Annotated in this window: 22 protein-coding genes; 7 read left to right on the top strand and 15 right to left on the bottom strand. The window is 38.2% G+C overall.

Annotated features, from left to right (window positions below):
- Positions 1–91: 91 nt before the first annotated feature.
- Together AAAT26_RS01255 and AAAT26_RS01250 are read right to left on the bottom strand one after the other, a co-directional pair.
- Entirely contained in the window at positions 92–973 is an 882-nt protein-coding gene (locus AAAT26_RS01255) for a sirohydrochlorin cobaltochelatase (RefSeq protein WP_004696252.1), read from the bottom strand.
- A gap of 412 nt (positions 974–1,385) precedes the next feature.
- Positions 1,386–2,390 carry a DUF805 domain-containing protein gene (locus tag AAAT26_RS01250; protein ID WP_156697604.1) on the bottom strand — a complete coding sequence of 335 codons (1,005 nt, stop codon included), beginning with the start codon at positions 2,388–2,390 and terminating at the stop codon, positions 1,386–1,388.
- Between the two features lie 1,187 nt (positions 2,391–3,577).
- Here AAAT26_RS01250 and AAAT26_RS01245 point away from each other — a divergent pair.
- Positions 3,578–4,567 carry a sirohydrochlorin cobaltochelatase gene (locus tag AAAT26_RS01245; protein WP_004696254.1) on the top strand — a complete coding sequence of 330 codons (990 nt, stop codon included), beginning with the start codon at positions 3,578–3,580 and terminating at the stop codon, positions 4,565–4,567.
- 51 nt (positions 4,568–4,618) lie between these two features.
- Positions 4,619–5,560, top strand: a complete 942-nt coding sequence (locus AAAT26_RS01240) for an ABC transporter substrate-binding protein (protein WP_008601258.1) — start codon at positions 4,619–4,621, stop codon at positions 5,558–5,560.
- 68 nt (positions 5,561–5,628) lie between these two features.
- Here AAAT26_RS01240 and AAAT26_RS01235 read toward each other — a convergent pair whose 3' ends face one another.
- The 12 genes from AAAT26_RS01235 to AAAT26_RS01180 all read right to left on the bottom strand — a co-directional run bounded on the left by AAAT26_RS01235 (position 5,629) and on the right by AAAT26_RS01180 (position 16,426).
- Positions 5,629–6,411 carry an ABC transporter ATP-binding protein gene (locus tag AAAT26_RS01235; RefSeq protein ID WP_008601260.1) on the bottom strand — a complete coding sequence of 261 codons (783 nt, stop codon included), beginning with the start codon at positions 6,409–6,411 and terminating at the stop codon, positions 5,629–5,631.
- A complete protein-coding gene (locus AAAT26_RS01230; protein ID WP_156697606.1) occupies positions 6,411–7,406 on the bottom strand; it encodes a FecCD family ABC transporter permease in 996 nt (331 codons plus the stop codon). The genes AAAT26_RS01235 and AAAT26_RS01230 overlap by 1 nt, the downstream gene beginning before the upstream one ends.
- A gap of 72 nt (positions 7,407–7,478) precedes the next feature.
- Entirely contained in the window at positions 7,479–8,144 is a 666-nt protein-coding gene (locus AAAT26_RS01225; protein WP_004696261.1) for a precorrin-8X methylmutase, read from the bottom strand.
- Entirely contained in the window at positions 8,131–8,919 is a 789-nt protein-coding gene (gene cobK / locus AAAT26_RS01220) for a precorrin-6A reductase (protein WP_008714166.1), read from the bottom strand. Before cobK ends, AAAT26_RS01225 begins: the two co-directional genes overlap by 14 nt.
- A complete protein-coding gene (gene cobJ / locus AAAT26_RS01215) occupies positions 8,916–9,605 on the bottom strand; it encodes a precorrin-3B C(17)-methyltransferase (protein WP_232055015.1) in 690 nt (229 codons plus the stop codon). The genes cobK and cobJ overlap by 4 nt, the downstream gene beginning before the upstream one ends.
- Before the next feature lie 29 nt (positions 9,606–9,634).
- Positions 9,635–10,780: a cobalt-precorrin 5A hydrolase gene (locus tag AAAT26_RS01210; RefSeq protein WP_316589119.1), complete on the bottom strand. Its 1,146-nt coding sequence runs from the start codon at positions 10,778–10,780 to the stop codon at positions 9,635–9,637.
- Positions 10,781–10,784: 4 nt separating this feature from the next.
- Positions 10,785–11,546, bottom strand: coding sequence for a precorrin-4 C(11)-methyltransferase (gene cobM / locus AAAT26_RS01205; protein ID WP_004696269.1), 762 nt, complete (start codon positions 11,544–11,546; stop codon positions 10,785–10,787).
- Position 11,547: 1 nt separating this feature from the next.
- Positions 11,548–12,135: a precorrin-6Y C5,15-methyltransferase (decarboxylating) subunit CbiT gene (gene cbiT, locus AAAT26_RS01200; protein WP_004697307.1), complete on the bottom strand. Its 588-nt coding sequence runs from the start codon at positions 12,133–12,135 to the stop codon at positions 11,548–11,550.
- Positions 12,132–12,758 (bottom strand): precorrin-6y C5,15-methyltransferase (decarboxylating) subunit CbiE, encoded by a 627-nt coding sequence (gene cbiE / locus AAAT26_RS01195; RefSeq protein ID WP_155086149.1) that lies wholly within the window; start codon positions 12,756–12,758, stop codon positions 12,132–12,134. Before cbiE ends, cbiT begins: the two co-directional genes overlap by 4 nt.
- Positions 12,734–13,852 carry a cobalt-precorrin-5B (C(1))-methyltransferase CbiD gene (cbiD, locus tag AAAT26_RS01190; RefSeq protein WP_155086148.1) on the bottom strand — a complete coding sequence of 373 codons (1,119 nt, stop codon included), beginning with the start codon at positions 13,850–13,852 and terminating at the stop codon, positions 12,734–12,736. The genes cbiE and cbiD overlap by 25 nt, the downstream gene beginning before the upstream one ends.
- Positions 13,853–13,922: 70 nt before the next feature.
- Entirely contained in the window at positions 13,923–14,417 is a 495-nt protein-coding gene (locus AAAT26_RS01185) for a YajQ family cyclic di-GMP-binding protein (protein ID WP_004696277.1), read from the bottom strand.
- A 413-nt stretch (positions 14,418–14,830) separates the two neighbouring features.
- Positions 14,831–16,426: a WG repeat-containing protein gene (locus AAAT26_RS01180; protein WP_156697609.1), complete on the bottom strand. Its 1,596-nt coding sequence runs from the start codon at positions 16,424–16,426 to the stop codon at positions 14,831–14,833.
- A gap of 226 nt (positions 16,427–16,652) precedes the next feature.
- Between AAAT26_RS01180 and AAAT26_RS01175 the strand changes: the two genes are divergently transcribed.
- The 3 genes from AAAT26_RS01175 to AAAT26_RS01165 all read left to right on the top strand — a co-directional run bounded on the left by AAAT26_RS01175 (position 16,653) and on the right by AAAT26_RS01165 (position 20,356).
- Complete coding sequence (locus AAAT26_RS01175) at positions 16,653–17,618, top strand: RluA family pseudouridine synthase (RefSeq protein ID WP_008601276.1); 966 nt, start codon at positions 16,653–16,655, stop codon at positions 17,616–17,618.
- A 248-nt stretch (positions 17,619–17,866) separates the two neighbouring features.
- Entirely contained in the window at positions 17,867–18,796 is a 930-nt protein-coding gene (gene fba, locus AAAT26_RS01170) for a class II fructose-1,6-bisphosphate aldolase (protein WP_004696283.1), read from the top strand.
- Between the two features lie 3 nt (positions 18,797–18,799).
- A complete protein-coding gene (locus tag AAAT26_RS01165; protein WP_008601278.1) occupies positions 18,800–20,356 on the top strand; it encodes a putative polysaccharide biosynthesis protein in 1,557 nt (518 codons plus the stop codon).
- Positions 20,357–20,452: 96 nt separating this feature from the next.
- Here the strand turns inward: AAAT26_RS01165 and AAAT26_RS01160 are convergent, their stop codons facing one another.
- A complete protein-coding gene (locus AAAT26_RS01160; RefSeq protein WP_349208765.1) occupies positions 20,453–21,496 on the bottom strand; it encodes an AEC family transporter in 1,044 nt (347 codons plus the stop codon).
- A gap of 221 nt (positions 21,497–21,717) precedes the next feature.
- Between AAAT26_RS01160 and AAAT26_RS01155 the strand changes: the two genes are divergently transcribed.
- Together AAAT26_RS01155 and AAAT26_RS01150 are read left to right on the top strand one after the other, a co-directional pair.
- Positions 21,718–22,458 (top strand): gamma-glutamyl-gamma-aminobutyrate hydrolase family protein, encoded by a 741-nt coding sequence (locus tag AAAT26_RS01155; RefSeq protein WP_008601281.1) that lies wholly within the window; start codon positions 21,718–21,720, stop codon positions 22,456–22,458.
- Between the two features lie 15 nt (positions 22,459–22,473).
- On the top strand, positions 22,474–23,781 hold the full coding sequence (locus AAAT26_RS01150; RefSeq protein ID WP_008601283.1) for an APC family permease: 1,308 nt from the start codon (positions 22,474–22,476) through the stop codon (positions 23,779–23,781).
- Positions 23,782–23,857: the final 76 nt, after the last annotated feature.

Genomic DNA, 23,857 nt, shown 5'->3' with positions numbered 1-23,857 from the left:
AAAAATCCTCCTCATTGGATGTCCAACAAGGAGGATTTTTATTAATGTGAAAGAGTGGAGTGTTGTATGTCTAATTATGTAATAGCAAAAATCAAGAAATCAAACCTTGCGCTTCTAAGCGAGAATTTGTCATGACAGGTTTTACGGATTCTCTAGGCATGGGCCGTTTCCGATCAGACATGCGGATAGCTTGACCTAAATGTTTCAAAAATAAATCTTGTACATGTGGGTTTTCCCCAAGCCCTTCATTCCAGATGTCAACATTGTAGCCTTCCTCAGCGAGTAAAGCATAAATGGAATCGGAGCGTTCACCGCCAAGATAATCCATTAAATGTGTAGAACCTATGAGAGCCAATGGTACAACTAATAAATCTTTATGCCCCATACGATCCAAGAAAGTAAGAGCTTGTTTAAAAGTAGGGAAACCATTTGTAGTAAATACTACTACATTTGGTGCTGCACCATACATCGCCTTTAATTGCAATGTACTGAACTCTAATTGATTTTGACCATTCGCCATGAGCACAACAGATTTATTAAGTGCTTTTGTATTAACGTGACGAACAATGCTTTCTAATGTTGCTTCATAATCATCGGCATAATTTTTTACACCTAAAGAGGTAAGCAATGGTTTACCAATATTTACCTGGCTAAAACCATATTCATTGCTATGTAAAAATTTTAATGCTTGTTTGCGCATTTGTTGGTAACACTGATCTGCCACCAATGTAATAGGTTGAATGTACACCTCATCGATACCCATACGAGCGAAATCTTGCATAGCCTCTGTGAAAGAAGAAATCTTATCTTCGTATTTCTCATTCCACTTCTCTACTAATGCATCAGATAAGAATACGCGGCGTACCTCCATATCACTATACATGGAACGTACTTTTTTCTCTATACTGCCAATGGATTTCTCCACAGCATCTTGGTAAATTGATCCAAAGGATGCAATAATTATGCCTTTCATATGTGACCTCCATATTACTCATACATGAAACAACTTTCACAATTGAAAATTGTTATCAACTACTATGTAATAATAGTACAAGATTAATCTATAGAAGTCAATGAGAAAAAATATCAAAATCAACCAAAATAATGTATAACCGATGCAACACCACATAAAACAAGTAAAAACATAACAATGAACTTAATTCGACCTATAAAGGTATCATACATTCTCTTGTCGTCAGCTGTGATTTTGCCTGAGCGATTATGACGCCATAGATCAAAGACACAAGCAATACAAAGAATAATAATCAAAATATACTTCAAATATGACGAGATAATTCACCATTAATAAGCCAAAGAGACCAATTACAATATTCTCAAACATACCAACCTATCAATTTTCTCTAAAAATAAATAAAAAATCAATTTCAGCATTTGATTGTCTCATCATTATAGGTTGGCTTAAAAAATAGCATATATAAAACATATACGTTTACAATAGGAACTACTATAAAGAAAAGCCAAAGACCACTATTTCCACTATCATGAAGACGACGAACAAGTAAACTTATATAAGGTACTAATATAATAATAGCGACTAAGACGTCAATTATAAAAATATTAACAACATAACTATTCAATATATCAGATATATTTATATAACTTAATAACATTGATAGCACAGAAAATAGCATAGTAAATATCATCAGTTCATCTCTAGAAGATCGGCCCTCAAAATTAAAAATATCTTTAATGAGAATTTTTTGGAGAACTTCCATAAACTCAAACTTTTGCTCTTTTATAGCATTACCAGACCTTAATGTATCATCATAGTCCTTTTTACCAATTAAATTATTCCATAATTTTCTAATCTTACTCTTTACAATTTTAATATTTAAAGGATCCATTACTAAATAAGAGCCATCCCAAAATCCGGATGCAGGTCTATCACCATACGAATTCTTTTGGCTTCCAGGAATTAAAAGTAATAAAAAAATCATTCTATTCATTACCATGAAAAAAAAGGGTTTATTAAGAGAAATAGTTGTATCCGATACCGCTAAAATATAATTACTAGGACTTACAAAAAAATCACCACCACAATATAAGGTAATAAGGGAACTAATTACAACAACACATAAAATACCTATATATCTATGAATCCCATAATCTTGACATCGATATCCCAATACAACTAAAAACAATATATTAGTTATCATATCAATCCCATAAAAAAAGGCGCTATATAATCTAGGGTTAACATAAAAACCTAAAGCCATTGTCATTAAGAATATAAATACTATCGCAGCATAATATGTTATTGCTGTTATAATATTTAAACGTCTATTTCTAAAAATATTAGAATCTCCTAATGCTCGTATATTAGCTTTGAATAAATTACAGTCATTAGGGATATTTATTTTAAGATGCATAATCTACCCTTTATATTTAGTAAAATTATTTTGAAAATCTGATTTACTCAATGGTATCCATCCTCCATTTACAATATTCTCAAACATATCTACCAATGGTGTTAAACTCAAAGGAGTCCAACACCATGTTTTAATTAAGAATCATATTAAAATCTAAAAGAATACTATCCAAACTATCACTAATCCATATAAAAATATGATTGCATGAATTGTTAGAATTGAATTAATTATATTTTTCTTTTTTCTCTCGTCGTCAGTATTTATATATTTATAACTATGTAACCATAATATACAACAATATATAATAACCGCTAATACCATACCTAAATAAAAATATATATCTGATACAAAATAGTTAGTTTCATACAGTTTATTTATTAAGTATCCAGCAATTAATACAGCAAGCAATATAAACTCTATTAGGACTTGTGATTTATTCTTTGCTTTATACATAAGAAAAATATCATATAATAACCATATACTAATGCCTAAAATTAATAAATCATATATTATAATCTATTTCCTATTTCATAGAATATAAACCTAGAGGTCTTTTACAAATTGCCAAGATCCCTTACCAAACAATAAGTAAAAAAGCTTTTCTACCTATCCTAGTATTATGTAGTAGATCGTATACATTCTGTTTTAAAAGAATTTGTTCTCTCTCAAAAAAACAAACATAGTCCTTCTCTCTTTTATATGATAATTTTATTTTACTAAAATTTTATATTTATATTTATTATATATCATATTTTGATGGGACGCCTACATAACTACAGTAATAAAAATGATGCCCTGTACTTGTGTAGCGACATCAGGAACGAGGAGCAAACAAGTATAGGGCATCATTTTTAATATATTTGTAGTAATGTTATGGGGCCCCATCAAAATATGCCTAAATAAAGATCAAATAAAATCACTTATATATTCACATATTCATATCCTTATAACCAATAAGAATATAATTATAAAATGTACTATCATACTTTATTCATCACATTAATTTATTAAAAACTTTTTAATTTCTCTATACTTCTAGGGGTATAGGGTTTATTGACACCTGTTTTCCGCTTTGTTACGATTGAAATAAGGTTATATATATGCAATGAATCCATAGTTTTCATATAATAGAACTATGTAAATGATTGCATATTAGTGTAGTTATAGTTATAGATAGGAGTATAGAAATGAAAAAACAATTAGCTTTAGCATCCGCTATTCTAGGTCTTGCAGTATCCTTTGGTGCACCAGTTGTATCTAATGCTGCATATCAATTAAATGAGGAAGTAAAAGATCCTACACCAGCATTGAAAGAAGCCGCTGCAATTGGTGTTCGTACACATAATACAGAAGCTTTACAAAACTTGCCAAACAAAGATGCTATGGTTGTTATGAGCTTTGGTACAACTTATAAAGATACTCGTGTGAAAACAATCGATGCTACTGTAGATGCTATTAAGGCAGCTCACCCAAATACTAAAGTGATAACTGCTTTCACAAGCCATATTATTCGTGATCGTATCCAACAAAAAGAAGGTATAACATACCCTACGCCTGAAGAAGCTTTAGCTGAACTTAAAAAAGATGGTTACACTCGCGTTGCATTGGCATCTCTAGATGTAATTCCTGGTATGGAATATAACTACGATGCAGCAGTATATAATTTATACAAAAATGATTTCAAAAAAATGACACTCGGTACTTCTCTTATGTACTGGATGGGTCAAGAAAACCAAACTGACCAAGTTATTGAAACATTAAAAGCTGTTCAATCCCAATTCCCTAAATTAGGTAAAGAAGATGGTCTTCTTATCATGGCTCATGGTACTCCAGATCCTTCCAATGCATACTATTCTGTAATTCAAGACCGTATCCATACTCTTGGCATGAAAAATGTATTCATCTACACAGTAGAAGGTACACCAAATCTTGAACAAGTTATCCCTCAATTGAAATTACATGGTATTAAACATGTTACATTGATGCCTTTCATGATGGTTGCTGGTGACCATGCAAACAACGACATGGCTGGTAACGAACCAGATTCCCACAAATCCATTCTTGAAAAAGAAGGCTTCAAAGTTGACACTTACATCCATGGTTTAGGTGAAAACCAAAACATCCGTAACTTATTCGTTGAACGTGCTAACGAAGCTTGGGATGCATTAGAAAAATAATCAATATAACTAAGATCGTTATTGCATATATAACATTCATAGGAGTACATCATGAAAAAACTACTACTCGGTAGTATCGCTTTGGTTATGATTGTACTAGCACTAGCTGGGTGTGGTAAAACCACATCCAGCTCTTCTGCTACTACGAAGGAGTTGACCTTTAATGGTCAAACCTATACTGTACCAAAGGATCCACAAAAAATTGCTGTATTATCTAATTCTGTTTTATCTATGCTTTATGCTGTCGATGGTAAAGCCATTAGCCGTGCCAATACAACGGATAAATTAGCCCCAGAATTAGAAGCTCTACCCGCTCTTGGTCAAACTGCAAATATCAACATGGAACAACTATTAGGCTTGAAGCCAGATGTAGTATTGGGTTTAGTAAATCAACATAAAAAATATGAATCCCAATTACAAGCTAATAATATTCCAACCGTACTTTTTGATTACGATGGTATTAAAGATAATGTACCAATGTTAACATTCCTTGGCGAGTTAACCAACCATCAAGATAAGGCTAAATCTGTTATTAATACCTATGAAAGCAATATTACCAAGGTAAAAGATGCTGTTAAGAATCAACAGCCTGCACGTGTTGCCGTATTACGTGCCACAGGAAAAGGTGTAACTGCCGAAACTGATGAAGCAGTTACTGCATCTATGGTAAAAGAACTAGGCATGACAAACGTTGTTGCCTCCCACTTAGAAGGCACAACTAAGGATAAAACTGTCCCTTACTCTCTTGAAACATTGACTGCAGATAACCCTGATATTATCTTTGTTGTTACAATGGGTAAAGAAGAAGAAATTACAAAAGCTATGAAACAAGCTATGACAGATAATCCTGCATGGGCTAATTTAAAAGCCGTACAAAATAACCGCGTAATATACTTACCATCTAAACTATTCCTATTAAACCCAGGACTACAAACACCTGAAGCTATGGCACGTTTAGTTAAAGAAGCATACGGTATTAATGTTACATTCTAACATATTGTATCATGCGAAAGAGGGCATCCCCCAAATAGGGAATGCCCTCTTTTTCTATTAGTATCAAGCTACTCAACTAATCCTTTTACGCGCACATATTTTTTATTATCAAATGTATCAAGTTGTACATCTACAGAGAATACATCTCTAAACAACTCATCCGATATAATTTTACTTGTCTCTCCTGATACTACTAAATGGCCTTCTTTTATAACAGCCATATAATGTGAATATTGAACCGCCTGTGTTAGTTCGTGAAGTACCATGAGAACGGTTAAATCTTGTTCCTTATTTAATCGTTTCAATAACTCCATAATTTCTAATTGGTGATTAATATCTAAATATGTTGTTGGTTCGTCTAAGACTAATAATTTTGGTTGCTGTGCTAGCGCCATAGCAATCCAAACGCGTTGCCGTTCACCACCAGATAGGAATGGGATTAATTGTTCTCGCAAATGATTCGTTTTCGTGATATGTAACGCATAGTCAACAATCTCACGATCTTCTTTAGCCGTGTTTTTCCACCACGTTTGGTATGGATACCGTCCACAATATACCAATTCTTCTACAGTCATATCCTTTGGCATATTCGGTACTTGTGGCAAAAATGCCATTTGCCTTGCCAGATTGTTTTGAGAATATGATTGTAACGGTTTATCAAATATGGTAATACATTCATGAGGACTATGAATATATCCGATCATAGATCGTAAAAGCGTACTTTTACCACAACCATTAGGCCCAATTAATGTCGTAATTTTACCGATAGGAACCGATACATTAATGTCATGTAGAATATGACGATTACCAAGAGTTACGGATAACTGTTTTACATCAATAGCGGTATTCATTAGTTATCCCTCCTCAACAGATACAAGAAGAACGGCGCTCCAAAAAATGCCATAATAATGCCCACTGGTACCTCTATAGGGCTCCACATAACACGTCCTATTGTATCACTGACAACAAGAACTAGTGCGCCTAATAATGCGGATCCAGGCAGTAAATATGCATAGTCGTTACCGATTATAAGACGTAACATATGGGGAATAACCAAACCTACAAATCCGATAAGCCCAGCTATACTTACAGCACCAGCCGCTAAAAGAGCAGCCACTGCAGTCATAATAAACCGTGTTTGTTCTACCTTAAGGCCTAATCCCTTTGCAGTTTCATCACCTAAACTTAAAATGGTAAGTCGTTTAGCTCCTAAACAGGCAAAAATAAGACCAATTATAGCATATGGAAACAGCACTTCTACCTGAGGCCAACTGCGTGCAGCGAGTCCCCCTACCATCCAAAGCAATGCCCCTTGTACACGATCACCGAAGAATACAAGTAGTGCTGAAATACCTGAGCCTAAAAAGGCTGCGACCGCAACACCAGCTAAGATAATACGACTAGGTCGCACTCCATTTTTCCATGCTAATGCATACACCATGAGCGCTGCAGCCATAGCACCTAAAAAGGCCACTAAAGGAACTATATGATCATACCCAGGAAATAAAATAAATATGATAACACCAGCTAGTCCTGCACCAGAGGATACTCCTACAATCTGTGGATCCGCTAGGGGATTTTTCATAACTGCTTGCAAAATTGCACCAGATACAGCTAGACAAGCCCCCACTAACGCAGCTACAATATTGCGAGGCAATCGAATATTCCAAATAATTTGTGAAGATGTATCAGTTAGCTCACTAGACCATAATGTATGCCAAATCTCAGCTAATGATACGGGTGTTGATCCCCAAATAAGAGATATAATCATGCTCGTAATAACGGCGATGATTAAGATACAAATCACTGATACGCGAAATAATTTTCGTTCATTACTTGATGCCATATGAATCCCCTCTCAATAATATATACAGTAAAACCCGAATCGCAAAACTACATATACGATTCGGGTTTTGTATTATTTAGATTCTTTGCCTTCTACGAAGAGCATGTCATTGCGTTTTACGTCTGTATAAAGCAATGCATTACATACGGAGGCAGCGATTGGGCTACCACCTTTGTTGCCTTTTACAGTGATGTAAGGAACCGGAGATACTTCCATCAGATAGTCTTTGGATTCTGCTGCACCTACGAAGCCTACAGGAATACCAATGATAAGAGCTGGTTTAATGCCTTCTTCTAAAGCAAGGCGCAATACTTCATACAATGCAGTTGGTGCATTACCGATAGCAACGATTTGTCCTTCTAATTGTTTGCCAAAGGTACGCATAGCTGCGATGGAGCGAGTTACACCTAATTCTTTAGCCATTTTAGCTACATTTTCATCTTTAATTAAGCAGTGCACTTCATTACCGCGAATTTTAAGAGCTGGCTTAGAAATACCTGTGCGAACCATTTCTACATCTGTATAAATATCTGCACCATTATCCAATGCTTCAATACCTTTTTGAACAGCATCAGGGCTCATTTTTACAAGTTGAGCATATTCAACATCGCCAGACGCATGTACTGTACGAGATACAACGCGCACTTCATCATCTGTTAAGCCTAAATCCTTTACATAATCGTAAATGATTTCCATGCTTTTATCTTCAATAGCTTTAGGATTTTTAACGTAATCCATTAGTGTCCTCCCATAATTTAAAGAATTCATCATTTGATGATACCACGTGACTTTCAAGTTTAACACGCGGACGATCGATAACAATAACATGGATACCAAGATCCATAGCTGCTTGTAATTTTGTATCAGCACCACCTACAAGGCCAGAGTTTTTCATAACTACAACGCTTGCCTGTGTATCGTGGAACATGATGCGGTTCATATCATAAGAAAATGGACCTTGGACAGCAACAATGCGCTTAGGACTCACGTTGAGGTCTTCCATCATTTGTAACACCTCGGCGGTCGGCAAAATACGTGTCCATACTTCACAATCTTGTAAAGCCTCAGATTTAGCAAAGATGTGCATTGTCTTACTACCTGTGGTCAAATACACATGTTTATTGTTTTCCTTTGCCAATTTGCCAGCTAAATTAGCGGCTTCTACCTCATCCACTACGATATGCAATTTATCATAGTCTGGCAATGGCACCTCTTTACGTTCAAAGCGAACAAAAGGAATACCTTCAGCTTTTGCTGCATCTTGGGCCGTAGCTGTAACAATAGCCGCATACGGATGGCTTGCATCGATTAATAAACGTACGTTGTGTTTCTTAATCAAATTTTGCATAGCCTCTTGATCAAGACGGCCCGTATGAACAGTAATGCCTTTATGGGCAGCAAGCTCTGCCCCATATTGACTCACAACAGTAACGAGAACCTCTTCACCTGTCCGTTCTTGGATGTCTACCGCTAAGGTACGACCATCCAAGGTACCAGCGATGACCCAAATCATAATTTGTAGCCTCGAGGTGTAATCATGCGACCATTTTCAACATAGGTTTGACTATTGCCGATAATAACAAGTGTTTGCATATCCACTTCTTCGTTTGTAAAATTCTCAAGGTCAGAAATTACCATGTGTTGCCCTGGACGACCTGCTTTTTGCACGATACCAACAGGTGTTTTAGGATCGCGGTATTTAAGAACGATTTCACGAACTTCATCTAAATGAGTAACGCGTTTTTTACTGCGCGGGTTGTACAAGGAGATAACCATGTCACCTTGTGCACAAAGGTCAGCACGTTTTTTAATTAAATCCCATGGAGTCATCAAGTCACTAAGAGAAATAACTGCAAAGTCATGCATCAACGGAGCGCCTAAAACAGAAGCCGCTACGTTTACAGCACTAAGGCCAGGTACGATATCTACGGAAGGACGTTTTTCTGCTGGTATTTTATTAGCAAGTTCCAACACAAGACCTGCCATGCCGTATACGCCAGAGTCACCAGATGATACAACTACGACTTGATGACCTTCTACTGCTAAATCAACTGCTTGTTGGCAACGATCTACCTCTTGCATCATGGCAGTGCCTACAGTCTCTTTACCTTCAATTAGGTCTTTAATCAAGTCAAGATAAGTCAAATAACCTACAACACGGTCAGCCGCTAAGATAGCTTCACGTGCTTGAGGTGTCATGAACTCTTCATCGCCAGGGCCGATGCCGATTACTTTGATGTTACCTGAGCAATGGCTACCGTTGTTTTGGGATAAATTGTTTTGTGCTGTATTAGTGTTCGGCTCTTGGCCGCTAGTAATGCCGTTGTCTCGCATACGTTTCCTACTCCTATAGTTCCTTTTACAAAATTAGATTCTTTTAATTCTTCTTGTTCAATGAGTGGTGCCATCTCGTCTTGTGTATAGAACACGATAGGCCACCCCATAATTTGCATAGCCTCTAAGAGGCCTACTTCATCTTGTTTAACTATGACCGATGCAGCCGTTACAAGGCTCTTTGGTGAAAGCTTATGTGCTGCTAGCGACTGTTGAATAGCATCAAGAATCAATTCCTTCGGCGTATCTCGACGACAGCCAATGCCCATCGTATACGTACGAGGGCGCAAAATCAATTGATGACCATACTCGGTCATTACTTTATCAGTAATTACAACTCGAGATGAGCCCTCTCCAGCGCTCTCATTTTTACAGGGAATAGACTCAAGTTGATCCAAAGAAACAATATGAACCATACCATGTTTACCAATATGAGCTTTCGCAGCTTGTTCTAAATGCTCTGCATTCGGTAAGCTTGCATCGATATAATAATCAACACGCTCTCCTCCAACGATGGCAGAGTTCACATTGATTAAGGTTTGAAAATCATCTACCAATAGATGCTCGTGGCGCGCCAACACGTCAGGCGCTGGCAATCCGTTTACATCCGTAGCCGTCGTAATAACAGGGTCCGCACCGATGGCCAGCGAAATGGACTGCGTCCATTCGTTGGCGCCCCCAAGGTGACCAGATAATAAACTGATTACATGGTGCCCTACTTCGTCCATTACAACTACAGCAGGGTCCTTGGATTTGTGCTCAATATACGGTGCAATCATGCGAACTACAATGCCGAGTGCCATAATACATAATACTTGGTCGTAATCCTTGAAAATCTGTCCTATGTGATTTTTGAGGGAATCAAAATAAATAGCCTCTCCACCAGAGGGACGGTTTTTCTTTTCAAAGCAATCCGCATAAGGTACCACCAAAGACTTGATACGTTGACCTAGCTTTGCACCTCGTTCAGAAACAGAAAGAATAGCCGTTCTATTCTTCTTAGCTTCCGTCATAGGCGCACCAATTTCTAGTTCTTTCATCATACTAGTCCTTAGCACTGCGGTACATGTGAGCAAAGCCTTTGTCATAGAGTTTAGACAATTCGTATTCACTATCTAATACATGGCTTACTACAATCATAGCTTGGCGCAATACGCCTTCTTTCGCTACGATGTCCGCAATGGTTTCCAATGTGCCGCGGATAATACGTTGGTCTGGCCAAGAAGCTTTTACCACGATAGCCACTGGAGTCGTTTTGTCATAACCACCCTCGATAAGTTCAGCTACAACCTTATCTAACATTTGAACACTAAGGAAAATACACATTGTCGCTTCATGAGATGCTAACATGCGCAATTTTTCCTTTGGAGGCATCGGCGTACGGCCTTCCATACGCGTAATAATAACTGTTTGAGATACATTTGGTAATGTATACTCTTGTTTCAATGCCGCTGCTGTAGCAAGGAAAGAGCTTACGCCCGGTACGACTTCATAAGAGATACCCATGCCAGCCAATGCATCCATTTGCTCTTGAATAGCACCGTAAATAGCAGGGTCACCTGTGTGAAGGCGAACTACACGTTTACCAGCCTCAACGGCCGCTTTCATAACAGCTAAAACCTCATCAAGGTTCATCGTAGCACTGTTATGAATTTCACAGCCTGGTTTACAAGCCTCTAAAATGGCAGGGTTTACCAAGGAACCCGCATAAATTACAACATCTGCCTCTTGCACTAAACGATACCCTTTGCGAGTAATTAACTCAGGATCCCCAGGGCCTGCACCTACGATATGTACGTCAACCATATTACTCTCCTTCTGCGATACGCGTTGCAGATACGATGAAAATTGGACTCAATGGGTCTAACAAATGATAAGGACCAGCCTTGCGGTAACGACTGATAGACATTTGGTAACCTTCATACGTGAAAGGACGACCTTTCAACTCTTTCAGAATGGTATAGCCAGTCTCCATCGTTACAGCCGTCACTACTAAACGGCCGCCTACTTTTAAAAGACGTTGCGCTTCGTCCATGATGCCTGTCATGCCACCAGCGCTACCACCGATGATAACCGCATCAAGCTCTGGCAATTCTTCCATGCCTTCAGGAGCTTTGGATTTGATTACGGTCATATTATTTACATTGAATTTCTTTATATTCTCATTGATAAGGTCGATGCCTTTATCAAAGCGCTCAATGGCATATACATGCCCTTTAGGAGCTGCCAAGGCTGCTTCAATAGAAATAGAGCCCGTACCAGCACCTACGTCAAGGACGATGCTATCCTCCTCGATGCGTGCCTCGTTCATAACGGCTTTACGAATTTCGCATTTCGTCATCGGCACATCGCCGCGTATAAACTCCTCATCAGGAATTCCGAAAAAATGTCTCATCCTAGTACCACCATTACAGAATGACCAAAGCCTTCGAGCTCAGTTAACACCTCTAGCGTAGAGTCTACGATTTTTTCATCATCATAACTCAAGCGCTCAAGGGCTGCCGCTCTCGTTTCTTTTGGCCAACCTGCATCTATTAAAATACGCGCAATATGCGCTGGATTATATTCTGGGTCAGTTAAGAACCCCATCTTTTTACCTGCTTCATACACGAGTTTCTCTGGTGCCGGTTGGCGCCCATGAAAACTCATCAAGTCCGCATCATGCCACACCTCATTGAGTCGAGCAAAGGCAAAGGTCATAGAACTAATACCTGGTACCACCTCAATAGGATTAGCAGTAAATTTCTTCTTTAAATAGGGCAACAAGCTATAATAGCCTGTATCACCACTAACCATGACCACCACGTCATGGCTCTTGAGCTCATGCTCAATTTGTTCGGCTAGTAAACTAAGTTTACCCGTTACAGGATATGTAATTTGTCCAGGCTCTTGAAAGTCCTCTAAGGACCGTTCACTGCCTACCAGTACTGTAGCATGTTTAATTAAATTAAGACCTCTAGGCACCACATAATCAGGATTACCCGGACCAATGCCTACGATATACAAGGTATGTGCCAATGTTCAAGTTCTCCTATCTCTTTTGCATGTTTATCCATTGCCAAAATCTCGCCTTTTAAGGTCGTAATGATGATACCTACCTCTGCTTCGTTCGCAATATAGCGCTCACTACGTAGAGATGCACGATCTACAACACGTTGGTACACACCAGTAAGACCTTCTCGCGCCAAGATAGGGAAGGTAGACTCAGTAGTTTGGCAATTAAATAACTCTTCACAAACTGCTTGCGATGCCCCTTCTAAGGCAGCATAGGCCACGATACTTTCCATGCGGCCATCACTCATGCGATTATGAGTATGGAAGCTGCCACTAGCTAGTTTGATTAACTTACCGATATGCCCAATGATTAAGATTCGCTTGAATCCAATCTGTACAGCCTTTTCAAGCATAAAGCCAATAAAGTTACTCGTTTCTGCCATTTGGTTCTTATGAATACCTAATACTTGCTCTGCAAGATCTTGACCGATACGCCCCGGTACGAGAACAGCTGTTTCACATCCGTTAGCCTTCATAACTTTCAACTGTGGCACTAACGAGTTCTTAAACCCTTCTTCACTCATAGGCTTAACAATACCGGTAGTACCAATAATGGAAATGCCACCTTCGATACCAAGTGTATGATTCAAGGTTTTCTTCGCTAATACCTTACCATTAGGAACACTAACGGTTACCGTTACACCTTGACCATGGACACAAAGCTCTTCAAAGACGATGTTCATCATCGTCCGAGGTCCTGGATTGATAGCCGGTTCACCTGGCGGCATAGCAAGACCTGGTTTCGTTACGGTACCTACACCAAAGCCTGCTCGGAATCGCAGCTCACCAGTATTATCAAGGGTCACTGTCGTTTCCACATCATTGCCATGAGTTACATCAGGATCATCGCCCCCGTCTTTCATGACGGTCACCTTCGCCTCTGTATCGGATATAATCTCTACCGCTTTAATAGGAACCTCAATGTACTGCCCTTGAGGGTTCTCAATGACCACTTGGTCCACAATATTCTTATCTAAGAGGGCCAATAAACCAGCTTTCATACCTGCCGTAGCACATGAACCTGTGGTATATCCACCCTTCATGTCCTCCACTTTCATAAGGCCTCCTACACTGATAGTATTAGAGACTCAAACGAGTCTAACTAACCTATCCTATGGACATATAGTATTAAGAACGGAAGTTAACGAATTGCAATTCTACAGGGATATCCAATTGTTTTAGCATTTGGATTACTGCTTGCAAATCATCTTTATCCTTACCAGATACGCGCACTTGATCCTCTTGGATAGATGCTTGTACCTTAATTTTCATGTTTTTAATTGCTTTTACTACTTCTTTAGCATTTTCTTTAGTAATGCCTTTTTTAATAGTAATGATTTGGCGAACTGTTGCACCTGCTGCTGGTTCAACTTTACCGTAGTCAAGATTTTTAATTGCTACGTTACGTTTAACCATCTTGCCTTTTAAAACATCGATAATGGCATTCAATTTATATTCATCATCACCGATGATTTTGATAGTGTCGCCTTCAAGACTAATTTCTGCTTTAGAGCCACGGAAATCATAGCGCGTACCAATCTCTTTTTTCGCTTGGTTTACCGCATTATCCACTTCCTGCATATCCACTTCAGACACAACATCAAAGGAACAATCTTTAGCCATTTTATACCTCCTACACCTGAACCTGTTGGGCATAAGGTTCATAGCATTACTTTCATCATCCTCATATTCCAAGTGAAAGTGTAAAACTACACCAAATCGGAATACATCTCTATAATTATACCTTAAAATACGCTTATTTTCTAGGTAAATCGATTTTCTTAATTATAATTGTTAGCTATGTATTAATGAAGCTTTTATAAGTATAGTGAAAGTTCTCTAATACGGTTATGCAACGCAATATACAAGACAATAATATAAAAAACTAGCAACATACATAATACATGTACATTGCTAGTTTCTGTATAACGCTATTATGTTGTATTTAGTTTATAGCTAAGAACTATAACTAAAAATACTAATTAAGCCAAAACTAAAGACAATACAAATTCAAAGGAATTCTACAACCCATTATATTATAAAACGTTTACCGCATCATATGTAGGTTGTACAAGCCATTCGCCTTTGGAGTTCATGATTCCCCATTTACCTTTAGACTTAACAGAGCTGAAACCATGGTTAAAGGACTTAGCGTCTTCAATAAGTTTGTTTGTATCTCTAAATAAAATATGACCATTATTATCTATGATTGTATAGCCCTCTTTACCAGTATGAACCCATGTTACAGTATCGTTGTTGAACGGTTCAATAGTTGCTTCTGTTTGAGCAGAATACAAGGATTTACCACTATTCATATCGATAAGGTTTTTAACATGATCTTTCACAACCACTAAACGATCAGTCCCTGCAAAGGAAATAGAATCATATTTGAAGGTTACTACTTGCTTACCTGTTGATACATCGAAAATGCCCCATTTCTCAGTCTTATTGTCTCTTAACGCTAATAGACCATTTAATTTATCCATTTCACCTGCATCGTAATCGCCTGGTTGAATAACAACTTCACCTTTACGGTTCACAAAGTATAAGTTACCAGCATCTTTGATTACCGTACCATAAGCTGTGATAGGCCATACTTTATCTTTTTTGCTGTCGATTACGATATTACCAGAACGATCGATATAGCCACGTTTTGCACCATCATAGGCAAAACCACCTACGTGATAATGTTGACCACCTAAAAGCGCACCTCCAAGGATACCGCCCACGATGAAGCCACCTACAAGACCACCTAAATTAAAGCCACTCACAGAGCGGCGGTATTCAGCCAGACCATTACGGTATCTATATACCTCTTTAGATGGAGCATTAAATAATTCTTTACCAGTACCATCAATCGCTACGATTTTACCTTTAGCATTTTTAACAAAAGCACGGTCTTCGCTAAATCCAGTCACGATTTGACGGAATTGTGGAGCAATCACTACTTTATCATCAGTAGTTTTAAAGCCATATTTACCTTTTTCTTTAAACTCTACATAAGAATCACTTGCATACTCTTGAGTTGCTTCTTGTTTTACACGTTCTTTTAAAGCTTCCTCTTCAGAGATTTCTACACCCTTAGGCGTAACCCAAGTGTCTGTTTTCTTATCTACTTGAGCTAACACATTGCCCGTTTTATAATCAACATCTTTAATTTCTTTATACTTAGGCTCAATGGCAACGGTACCGTCTGGACGGATAACACCCCATTTACCACCTTGTTTCATAGCTGCTAATACACCATGTTCAAGGACTTCGTCATTTTTGAAAGTAGTGCCTTTACCAGATTTTAAAGATTTAGGTGCATTGCGATAAGGATTTAATGCACTCGCCACATCAGCTGCTATATAGCCAGAAAGTGCACTACGCTCTTCAATTTTTTGAGGAGTCATAACACCTACACTAGCTTTTGTGCTTTTAGTGGAGCTAGAGCTCTCTGTACGCACAGTAGAAGTTGATGTAGTCGTTGTATGTTGCTCACGAGTTACACGTGTACTAGTAGATGTTGGTGTATCGTGATTTGTTACCGTTGTGCTACTAGTAGATGTTGTAGTAGATGCCGCAAAAGTTGTTGTAGACATAGCCGCTAACACACATGCGACTAATACAGATTTCTTGTTAATATTCATAAACCTCTCCTTTTATAGAATAAGCTATAACCATACAGTCATTAACATACATATATAGTTCATAAAATATACTGTTATAACTAAACACACGGTTTTACAGTAAAAAAAGTTCACACATAAATAATGTATAAAATTTAATAATTCAAATTATACTATATGGACCTTCATAAAAACAACGAATTATGAAAAATTCTTCATTTTTATTTTATTTGTTATAATAATACGTATGAAAACAGCAACAATAATCGACTTAATTGTAGATTCTGATGTACACACACAATCTATAAATCATATTATAAAACAACAGCATATCTCCCAGCGCATGAGACGACGTTTACGAAGTGATGGCATCATAACAATTAATGGTAAACCTGCTACCTGGAATACGCTCATTCACGGTGGCGATCATCTCATTATGAAGTTAACACCAGAGCAAGAGTTTAGTTTAAGCCCTATGGAACTAGATATCATATATGAGGACGAATATATTTTAGTCATTAATAAGGCGGCTGGTATTCTTATGCACCCTACTTCTACCGTACGAGATCATACGCTAGCAAATGGTGTACTTCATTACTACCAAGAAACAAATCAGCATTATGATTTCCATCCCGTACACCGATTAGATAAGGATACCTCAGGTATTGTCATCATTGCTAAAACATCAGTGGTCCAACATGCTTTTGATAAAAAACACACCTATTTTTACAAAAGCTACGACGCCATTGTAGAAGGACATCTCCCGTCTGTGCCTATAAGCATTAACTGGCCTATAGGTCGTAAACCAGGCAGTATCATTGAGCGTTGTTGTACAGACCAAGGAAAGCCGGCTCGCACAGATATAACAGTGATTAGTAAAAATACAAGCAAAATTAACTATAGTAAAAACAACTCTGATAATTTGATTAATAATAGTAATATATGTCCAACTGACAACTCTCTAATAGATCATAATCACTTTACTCATGTGCAATGCTTATTACACACAGGGCGCACTCATCAGATTCGAGTTCATTTATCTCAACTAGGGTATCCACTAGCTGGTGATGACTTATACGGTGGTCATCTAGAATTTATTCAACGCCAAGCACTGCATGCATCGCACGTAAGCTTTTACCATCCCATAACAAATGAATGGATCGAACTGCATGCAGAGATGCCAGAGGATATGAATGTATTGCTGAACGATTGAGCTGATATAACACCACTAAATAAATGCTAACACACAGAAATAACCCACATGGGTCACAAAATAAGACGAAATTTATGCATAAGTTATACAAAAAATATTGGCCCTTTATAGTGTTTCTTGATATACTTAACTTGAATTGATATATGATTGCAATAACAGAAATGCATCTAGTTCTTACAAACTAGAAATATTAGCAGTCACGGTATTAATAACATGATATAACAGGCCCTATGGCCAAGGAGGACAACATGCCATTAGTTACTACTACAGAAATGTTCAAAAAAGCCTATGAAGGCGGCTATGCTGTTGGCGCTTTCAATGTAAACAACATGGAAATCGTACAAGGTATTGTAGATGCAGCAAAAGAGGAACAATCTCCTCTTATCTTGCAAGTATCTGCAGGCGCACGTAAATATGCTAAACATATTTACCTTGTAAAACTTGTGGAAGCCGCTCTTGAAGACAGCAATCTACCAATCGCTCTTCACCTTGACCACGGCGATTCCTTCGAAATTTGTAAAGACTGTGTAGATGGTGGTTTTACATCTGTTATGATTGATGCATCTCATCATGATTTCGATGAAAACGTAAAAATCACAAAACAAGTTGTTGAATATGCTCACGCTCACGGCGTTGTAGTAGAAGCAGAATTGGGCCGTTTAGCAGGCGTTGAAGATGATGTAAATGTATCTGATGCAGATGCTCGCTTCACTGATCCTGAACAAGCTGCTGAATTTGTCCATCTCACAGGTGTAGACTCCTTAGCAATCGCTATTGGTACTAGCCACGGTGCATACAAATTCAAAGGCAACCCTTACCTGGATTTCGATCGTTTGAAAAAAGTGGGCGAATTATTGCCTAACTTCCCAATCGTATTGCATGGGGCATCCTCCGTATTGCCTGAATTCGTAGCAAAATGTAATGAATTTGGTGGCAACATTCCTGGTGCACAAGGCGTACCTGAAGAAATGCTTCGCAAAGCAGCTCAAATGGCGGTTTGCAAAATCAACATCGATACAGACCTTCGCCTCGCTATGACTGCATCTGTACGCGAATACTTGGCTCAAAACCCATCTGAGTTTGACCCACGTAAATATTTAGGACCTGCTCGTGATGCTATTAAAGGCATGGTAGCTCACAAAATCAAAAATGTATTAGGTTCTTCTAACAAACTATAATCAATGGCTAGTGGATTTTTAAAAGGAACCTTAATTTTAACAATTGCCGGTTTCGTAGTGAAAGCCATCGGTAGTATCAACTGGATTCTTCTATCTCGCATCTTAGGTGGTGAAGGCATCGGTATCTATCAGATGGCCTTTCCTATCTATTTGTTACTATTACAAATTTCGAGCGCAGGTGTGCCGATTGCCATCTCTATTTTGACGGCAGAACGATTAGCCTTACACGACTTTGGTGGTGCTAAGAGAGTATTCAATATTTCTTTTACAATGTTGACTATAACAGGTTTTATCGCCAGTCTTGCCATGTACTTTGGTGCAGATTGGTTAATCTCTAGTGGTCTCATTGCTGAAAGCCGTGCCTACTACTCTATCATCGCGCTCGCTCCGGCAGTATTCTTTGTAACATGGATTTCCTGTTTCCGCGGGTATATTCAAGGCTATGAAATGATGACGCCCACGGCGATTAGCCAAATTGTAGAACAATTACTACGGGTTATCGTTATGCTTGGTGCTGCTGCTATTTTATTGCCTTATGGCTTACCAGCCGCAGCAGGTGGTGCTAGTTTGGGTGCTGGTGTAGGTGCTTTTGGGGCCTTCCTGGTGCTGTTGTATTACTACTACAAATTACCTAAGGCTAGTAGTACTGGTGAAAGCTACGATGGTCCTCGTGAATCAGCTAAAGAAATTTTGTCACGACTCTTAACATTGTCTATACCAATTTCCTTAGCAAGTATCATGTTACCGTTGACGGCGAATCTCGACTTACTTATCGTACCACGTCGCTTATTAGATGCTGGGTTCCCGATGAACGAAGTAACAGAACTATTCGGTTACCTTACTGGGATGGCGGTGCCACTCATTAACTTGGCTACCATCATTACCGCAGCCCTTGCGACAAGCATTGTACCTGCTATCTCTCATGCCTTTGCAAAACGCGATCATCAAGGTATCTATGATCGCACTGCAGGCTCTATGCGACTAACATTTATGGCAACCGTACCATTTACAGTGCTATTATATGTACTTGCTGCCCCAACCGTTACACTGATTTACAATGCGCCTAAGGCAGAACTAGCAACGCAAATCACGGCGTTCTCTATATTCTTCCTAGGTGTACATCAAGTAACAACAGGTATCCTACAAGGTCTCAACAGGCCACGTATTCCAGTCATAAATATGGGGATTTCTCTCATAATCAAGGTCATCCTTAACTGGACACTGACCGCTATTCCTTGGCTGGGCATCGGCGGTGCCGCTTGGGCAACCGTTGCTGATATTGGCTTTGCGGCATTACTTAACTTGATTTATATCAAAAAATACACAGGCTACTTCCTTGATATTTCCCTTCTTTGGAAAAACGTGGTCAGTGCTGGTGTTATGGGTATACTCATCTTCTTGAGTTACCACTATTTAACAGATATCTTACCAATGTGGGCTAACTTTATACTCACTGGTATCGAAGGCTTATTGCTCTACGTTATTATCATGGTCCTTTTAAAAGGCCTCAATAAAAACGATGGTGCTAGCATGCCACTCGTTGGTAGATTCTTTAGATAAGCTATATATACTTACATAAAAATAGGTTCCTAATAGTCACCTATATGACCATTAGGAACCTATTTTTTATTTACTTATTTTAATCTTCTTCTTATTTTAAGCCTGTATACCTATCATTGTTAAAATTTCCATTATAATTGGAATTACTACAACAAATAGTATGGTACTAATCATGACTAAACCTGTAGCAAATGGCAAATCAGCTTTTGATTCATTAGCTACAATCGGCAATACTGCAATAACAGGTCCTGCTGATTGTACAACAAAGGTGATGATTACAATTGGTTCTTGAACTATACCTGCTCCATATTGTAAAACCATAATCAAACAGAACATGATAATCGGGGAAATAACAAATCGTCCTACAATCCCACCGATGGAGTCTTTATTTAAACGCATGCTCTTTAAACCCGCATCATGAAGTACAATACCAATATAAATCAAGGATAATGGGGTTACCATATCACCTAAATAATTTAAGGTAGTATGCAAAATTGGAAGTAAAGGAATTTCAAAGAACAAGAAAATTAATGCCACAAAAAAACCTATCAAAGGTGGTGGTAATAACTTCTTCCAATCAAATTTATGCTTCTTGCTTTTACCTTCAATAGATACTGAACTATTATGTATACTATCAATCTTATGGGATCCATTATTAAAATCTACTTTAGGATTTGGCAGTGGATCTAGTTCTATAAGAAATACCCCTACCATCCATACGGAAATAGTGTTACCGATGTAATATAACAGGAAATACGGTAGCGCATCTTGCCCAAAGAGTGCAATTTGCACTGGTAACCCAATAAACAAGCAGTTATCATTTACTACCATATTGATAAAAATACCACGTCGTCCTTTAGGAACTTTCAGCATTTTCATCATAATGAACGCTACAATATATGCAATAACATATGTTAGGACAACCACTAACATGCCATATCGTAAATTCCATATATCTGAAGTATGTAGGTGATGTAATACGGATATAAATACTCCCGCTGGTAATGCAACCGACATGATAAATCGCGATAAATTACCACTAAAGGTAGGGTTAAACATGCCCTGTCCTTTTAATATATATCCTAACAAAATAAGTAGCACAATAGGTATGATACTTTGCAAAGATGTTAGAAAAACCATAGTAAACCTCCCGTACAGTTCATTCGTAGTTTATCATATCATGTTTCGCAATAAACTTATACAACTATATCTTGAAAGAAAATATAGTAAAATGTATCAACTTTAACATATTTTCTCTATTATAAGTCTTATAATTATATCTATTAGTAGTGTTTTTATCCATAAAAATCTGATACACTAACATCAGGTTGTACAGATTTTTACACATATGAGGTGATATTATGACGAAACCATTTATTGGCATATCTGGCAATATCTTACGAGATAATGGTGGTCCTTACGTAGATTTATTGCGTTCTTACGTAAACCAAGACTATCCTCGTTCTATTGAGGAAACTGGTGGCATTCCTGTTATAATTCCATTTACCGAAAATCTTGATGTAGCTCGCGAAACGGTAGCAAAGCTTGACGGCTTGTTATTATCCGGCGGTCATGATGTATATCCTCTTCACTATGGAGAAGAACCTTTGCAAGGTCTTGGCGATGTATTTCCGGAGCGCGATCGATTCGACTTTGCTTTAATCAAAGCAGCAGAAGAAAAACAAATTCCTATCTTTTGTATCTGTCGTGGCTTACAAATCTTAAATGTATATCGTGGCGGCTCTTTATTCCAAGATTTAAAATATGATCAAAACTGTACAATAAAACACTCTCAGAATCAAACACCTTCTCTTGGCACCCATACTGTAGAAATTGATTCCAAATCAAAACTAGCTGGTGCTATAGGTTGCAATACTTGGATTACGAACTCCCATCATCACCAAACAGTTAAAAATGTCGGTAAAGGATTACAAGTTGTAGCAAGAGCTAAGGATGGTACTGTAGAAGGTTTAGAGGATCCAGCCTATCCTTGGTTAGTAGCCTGTCAGTTCCACCCAGAAATGATGTCTACAAATGATGAAAATGCAAAACGTTTATTTACTGCATTCGTAAAAGCAACTCAAGAAAATATAACTAAATAGTAGGAAGATTGTATCATGAAAGAAACAGGAAAATTTGGCTTTTGGAGTATTGTACTCCTTGGCATCAATGGTATTGTAGGAACAGGTATTTTCCTACTACCTAATAAAGCATATTCCATAATTGGTTCCGCTAGTTTAGGTGTACTCTTATTTGACGCCGTTATCGCTGGCTGCATCGCCCTTTGCTTTGCAGAAGCAGCCAGTTTATTTACACGCAATGGTGGTCCTTATCTATATGCAAAACATGCTTTAGGTGACTTCTGGGCATTTGAAGTGGGTGTTCTTAAATGGATTGTTACCGTCATTGCTTGGGCGGCTATGGCCGTTGGTTTTGCTACAGCATTAGGTGCTGCAGTACCAGCTTTAAGTGGTGATTTTGCAAAGGATGTCATTTCATTTATCTTAATTGTAGGCCTTACGATTGTAAATATATTTGGTGTTAACGTATCCAAATTTGTTAACAACTTAATCACTATATCTAAGCTAGTTCCTCTTGCCCTATTTATTGCAATTGGTATTTTCTTTATAAATGGAGCTAACTTTACGCCAGTCTTCCCTCAAGACATCTATGTAGATGGATCATTTGCTCAAGCTGCGGTTCTTCTATTCTTTGCCTATACAGGGTTTGAAGTCATTGCCATTGCTGCAGAAGATATGAAAAATCCTAAAAAGAACTTACCACGTGCTATTATCATGTGTATGCTTCTTGTATCGGTTCTATATATGGCGATCCTCGCCGTATCTATTGGTGTACTTGGTACAGATTTAGCAAATACTAAGGCTCCAGTACAAGATGCATTCAATGTGATTGTTGGACCTATTGGCATGTATATCGTATTAATAGGCACCTTAATCTCTATGGGTGGTATCAACTTTGCTGAAGCTTACTATGCGCCTCGTGTAGCTACATCCATGGCGGAAGATGGTATGCTACCAAGTGCGTTGGCAAAACGCAATCGTTACAACGCACCATATGTAGCAGCCATCGTTACTGCCATTGCCAGTGTTTTACTTGCCTGGTCCGGCTCCTTTACTACACTAGCAGCCATCAGTGCAGTATCTCGCTTTACACAATATCTACCAACGTGTTTGGCTGTTATTATCTTCCGTCGCAAATGGGCAGACAAAGCTCGTTCCTACACAATCCCTGGTGGCTACTTAATCCCAGTCATCGCTATCGGCACATCCCTATGGATGCTTGCCCAAGCTCAAACTAACCAATTATTATGGGGTCTAGGCGGCTGTATCGTAATCTTGCCATTCTACTACTCCTACTGGAAAAAGAAAAAAGCTGGTCTCATTAAAGACCATGACGAAATGTAAATAATACAAAAAACTACCAGTTATTCACAATATCTAGTGACTTATCCTTTCATAGTAGAAGGTCTGTTTAAAAGAT

Source organism: Veillonella parvula (assembly GCF_040094895.1).
In the GTDB taxonomy this organism is placed as follows: domain Bacteria; phylum Bacillota; class Negativicutes; order Veillonellales; family Veillonellaceae; genus Veillonella; species Veillonella parvula_L.
This window is presented reverse-complemented; position numbering and strand designations above follow the sequence as displayed.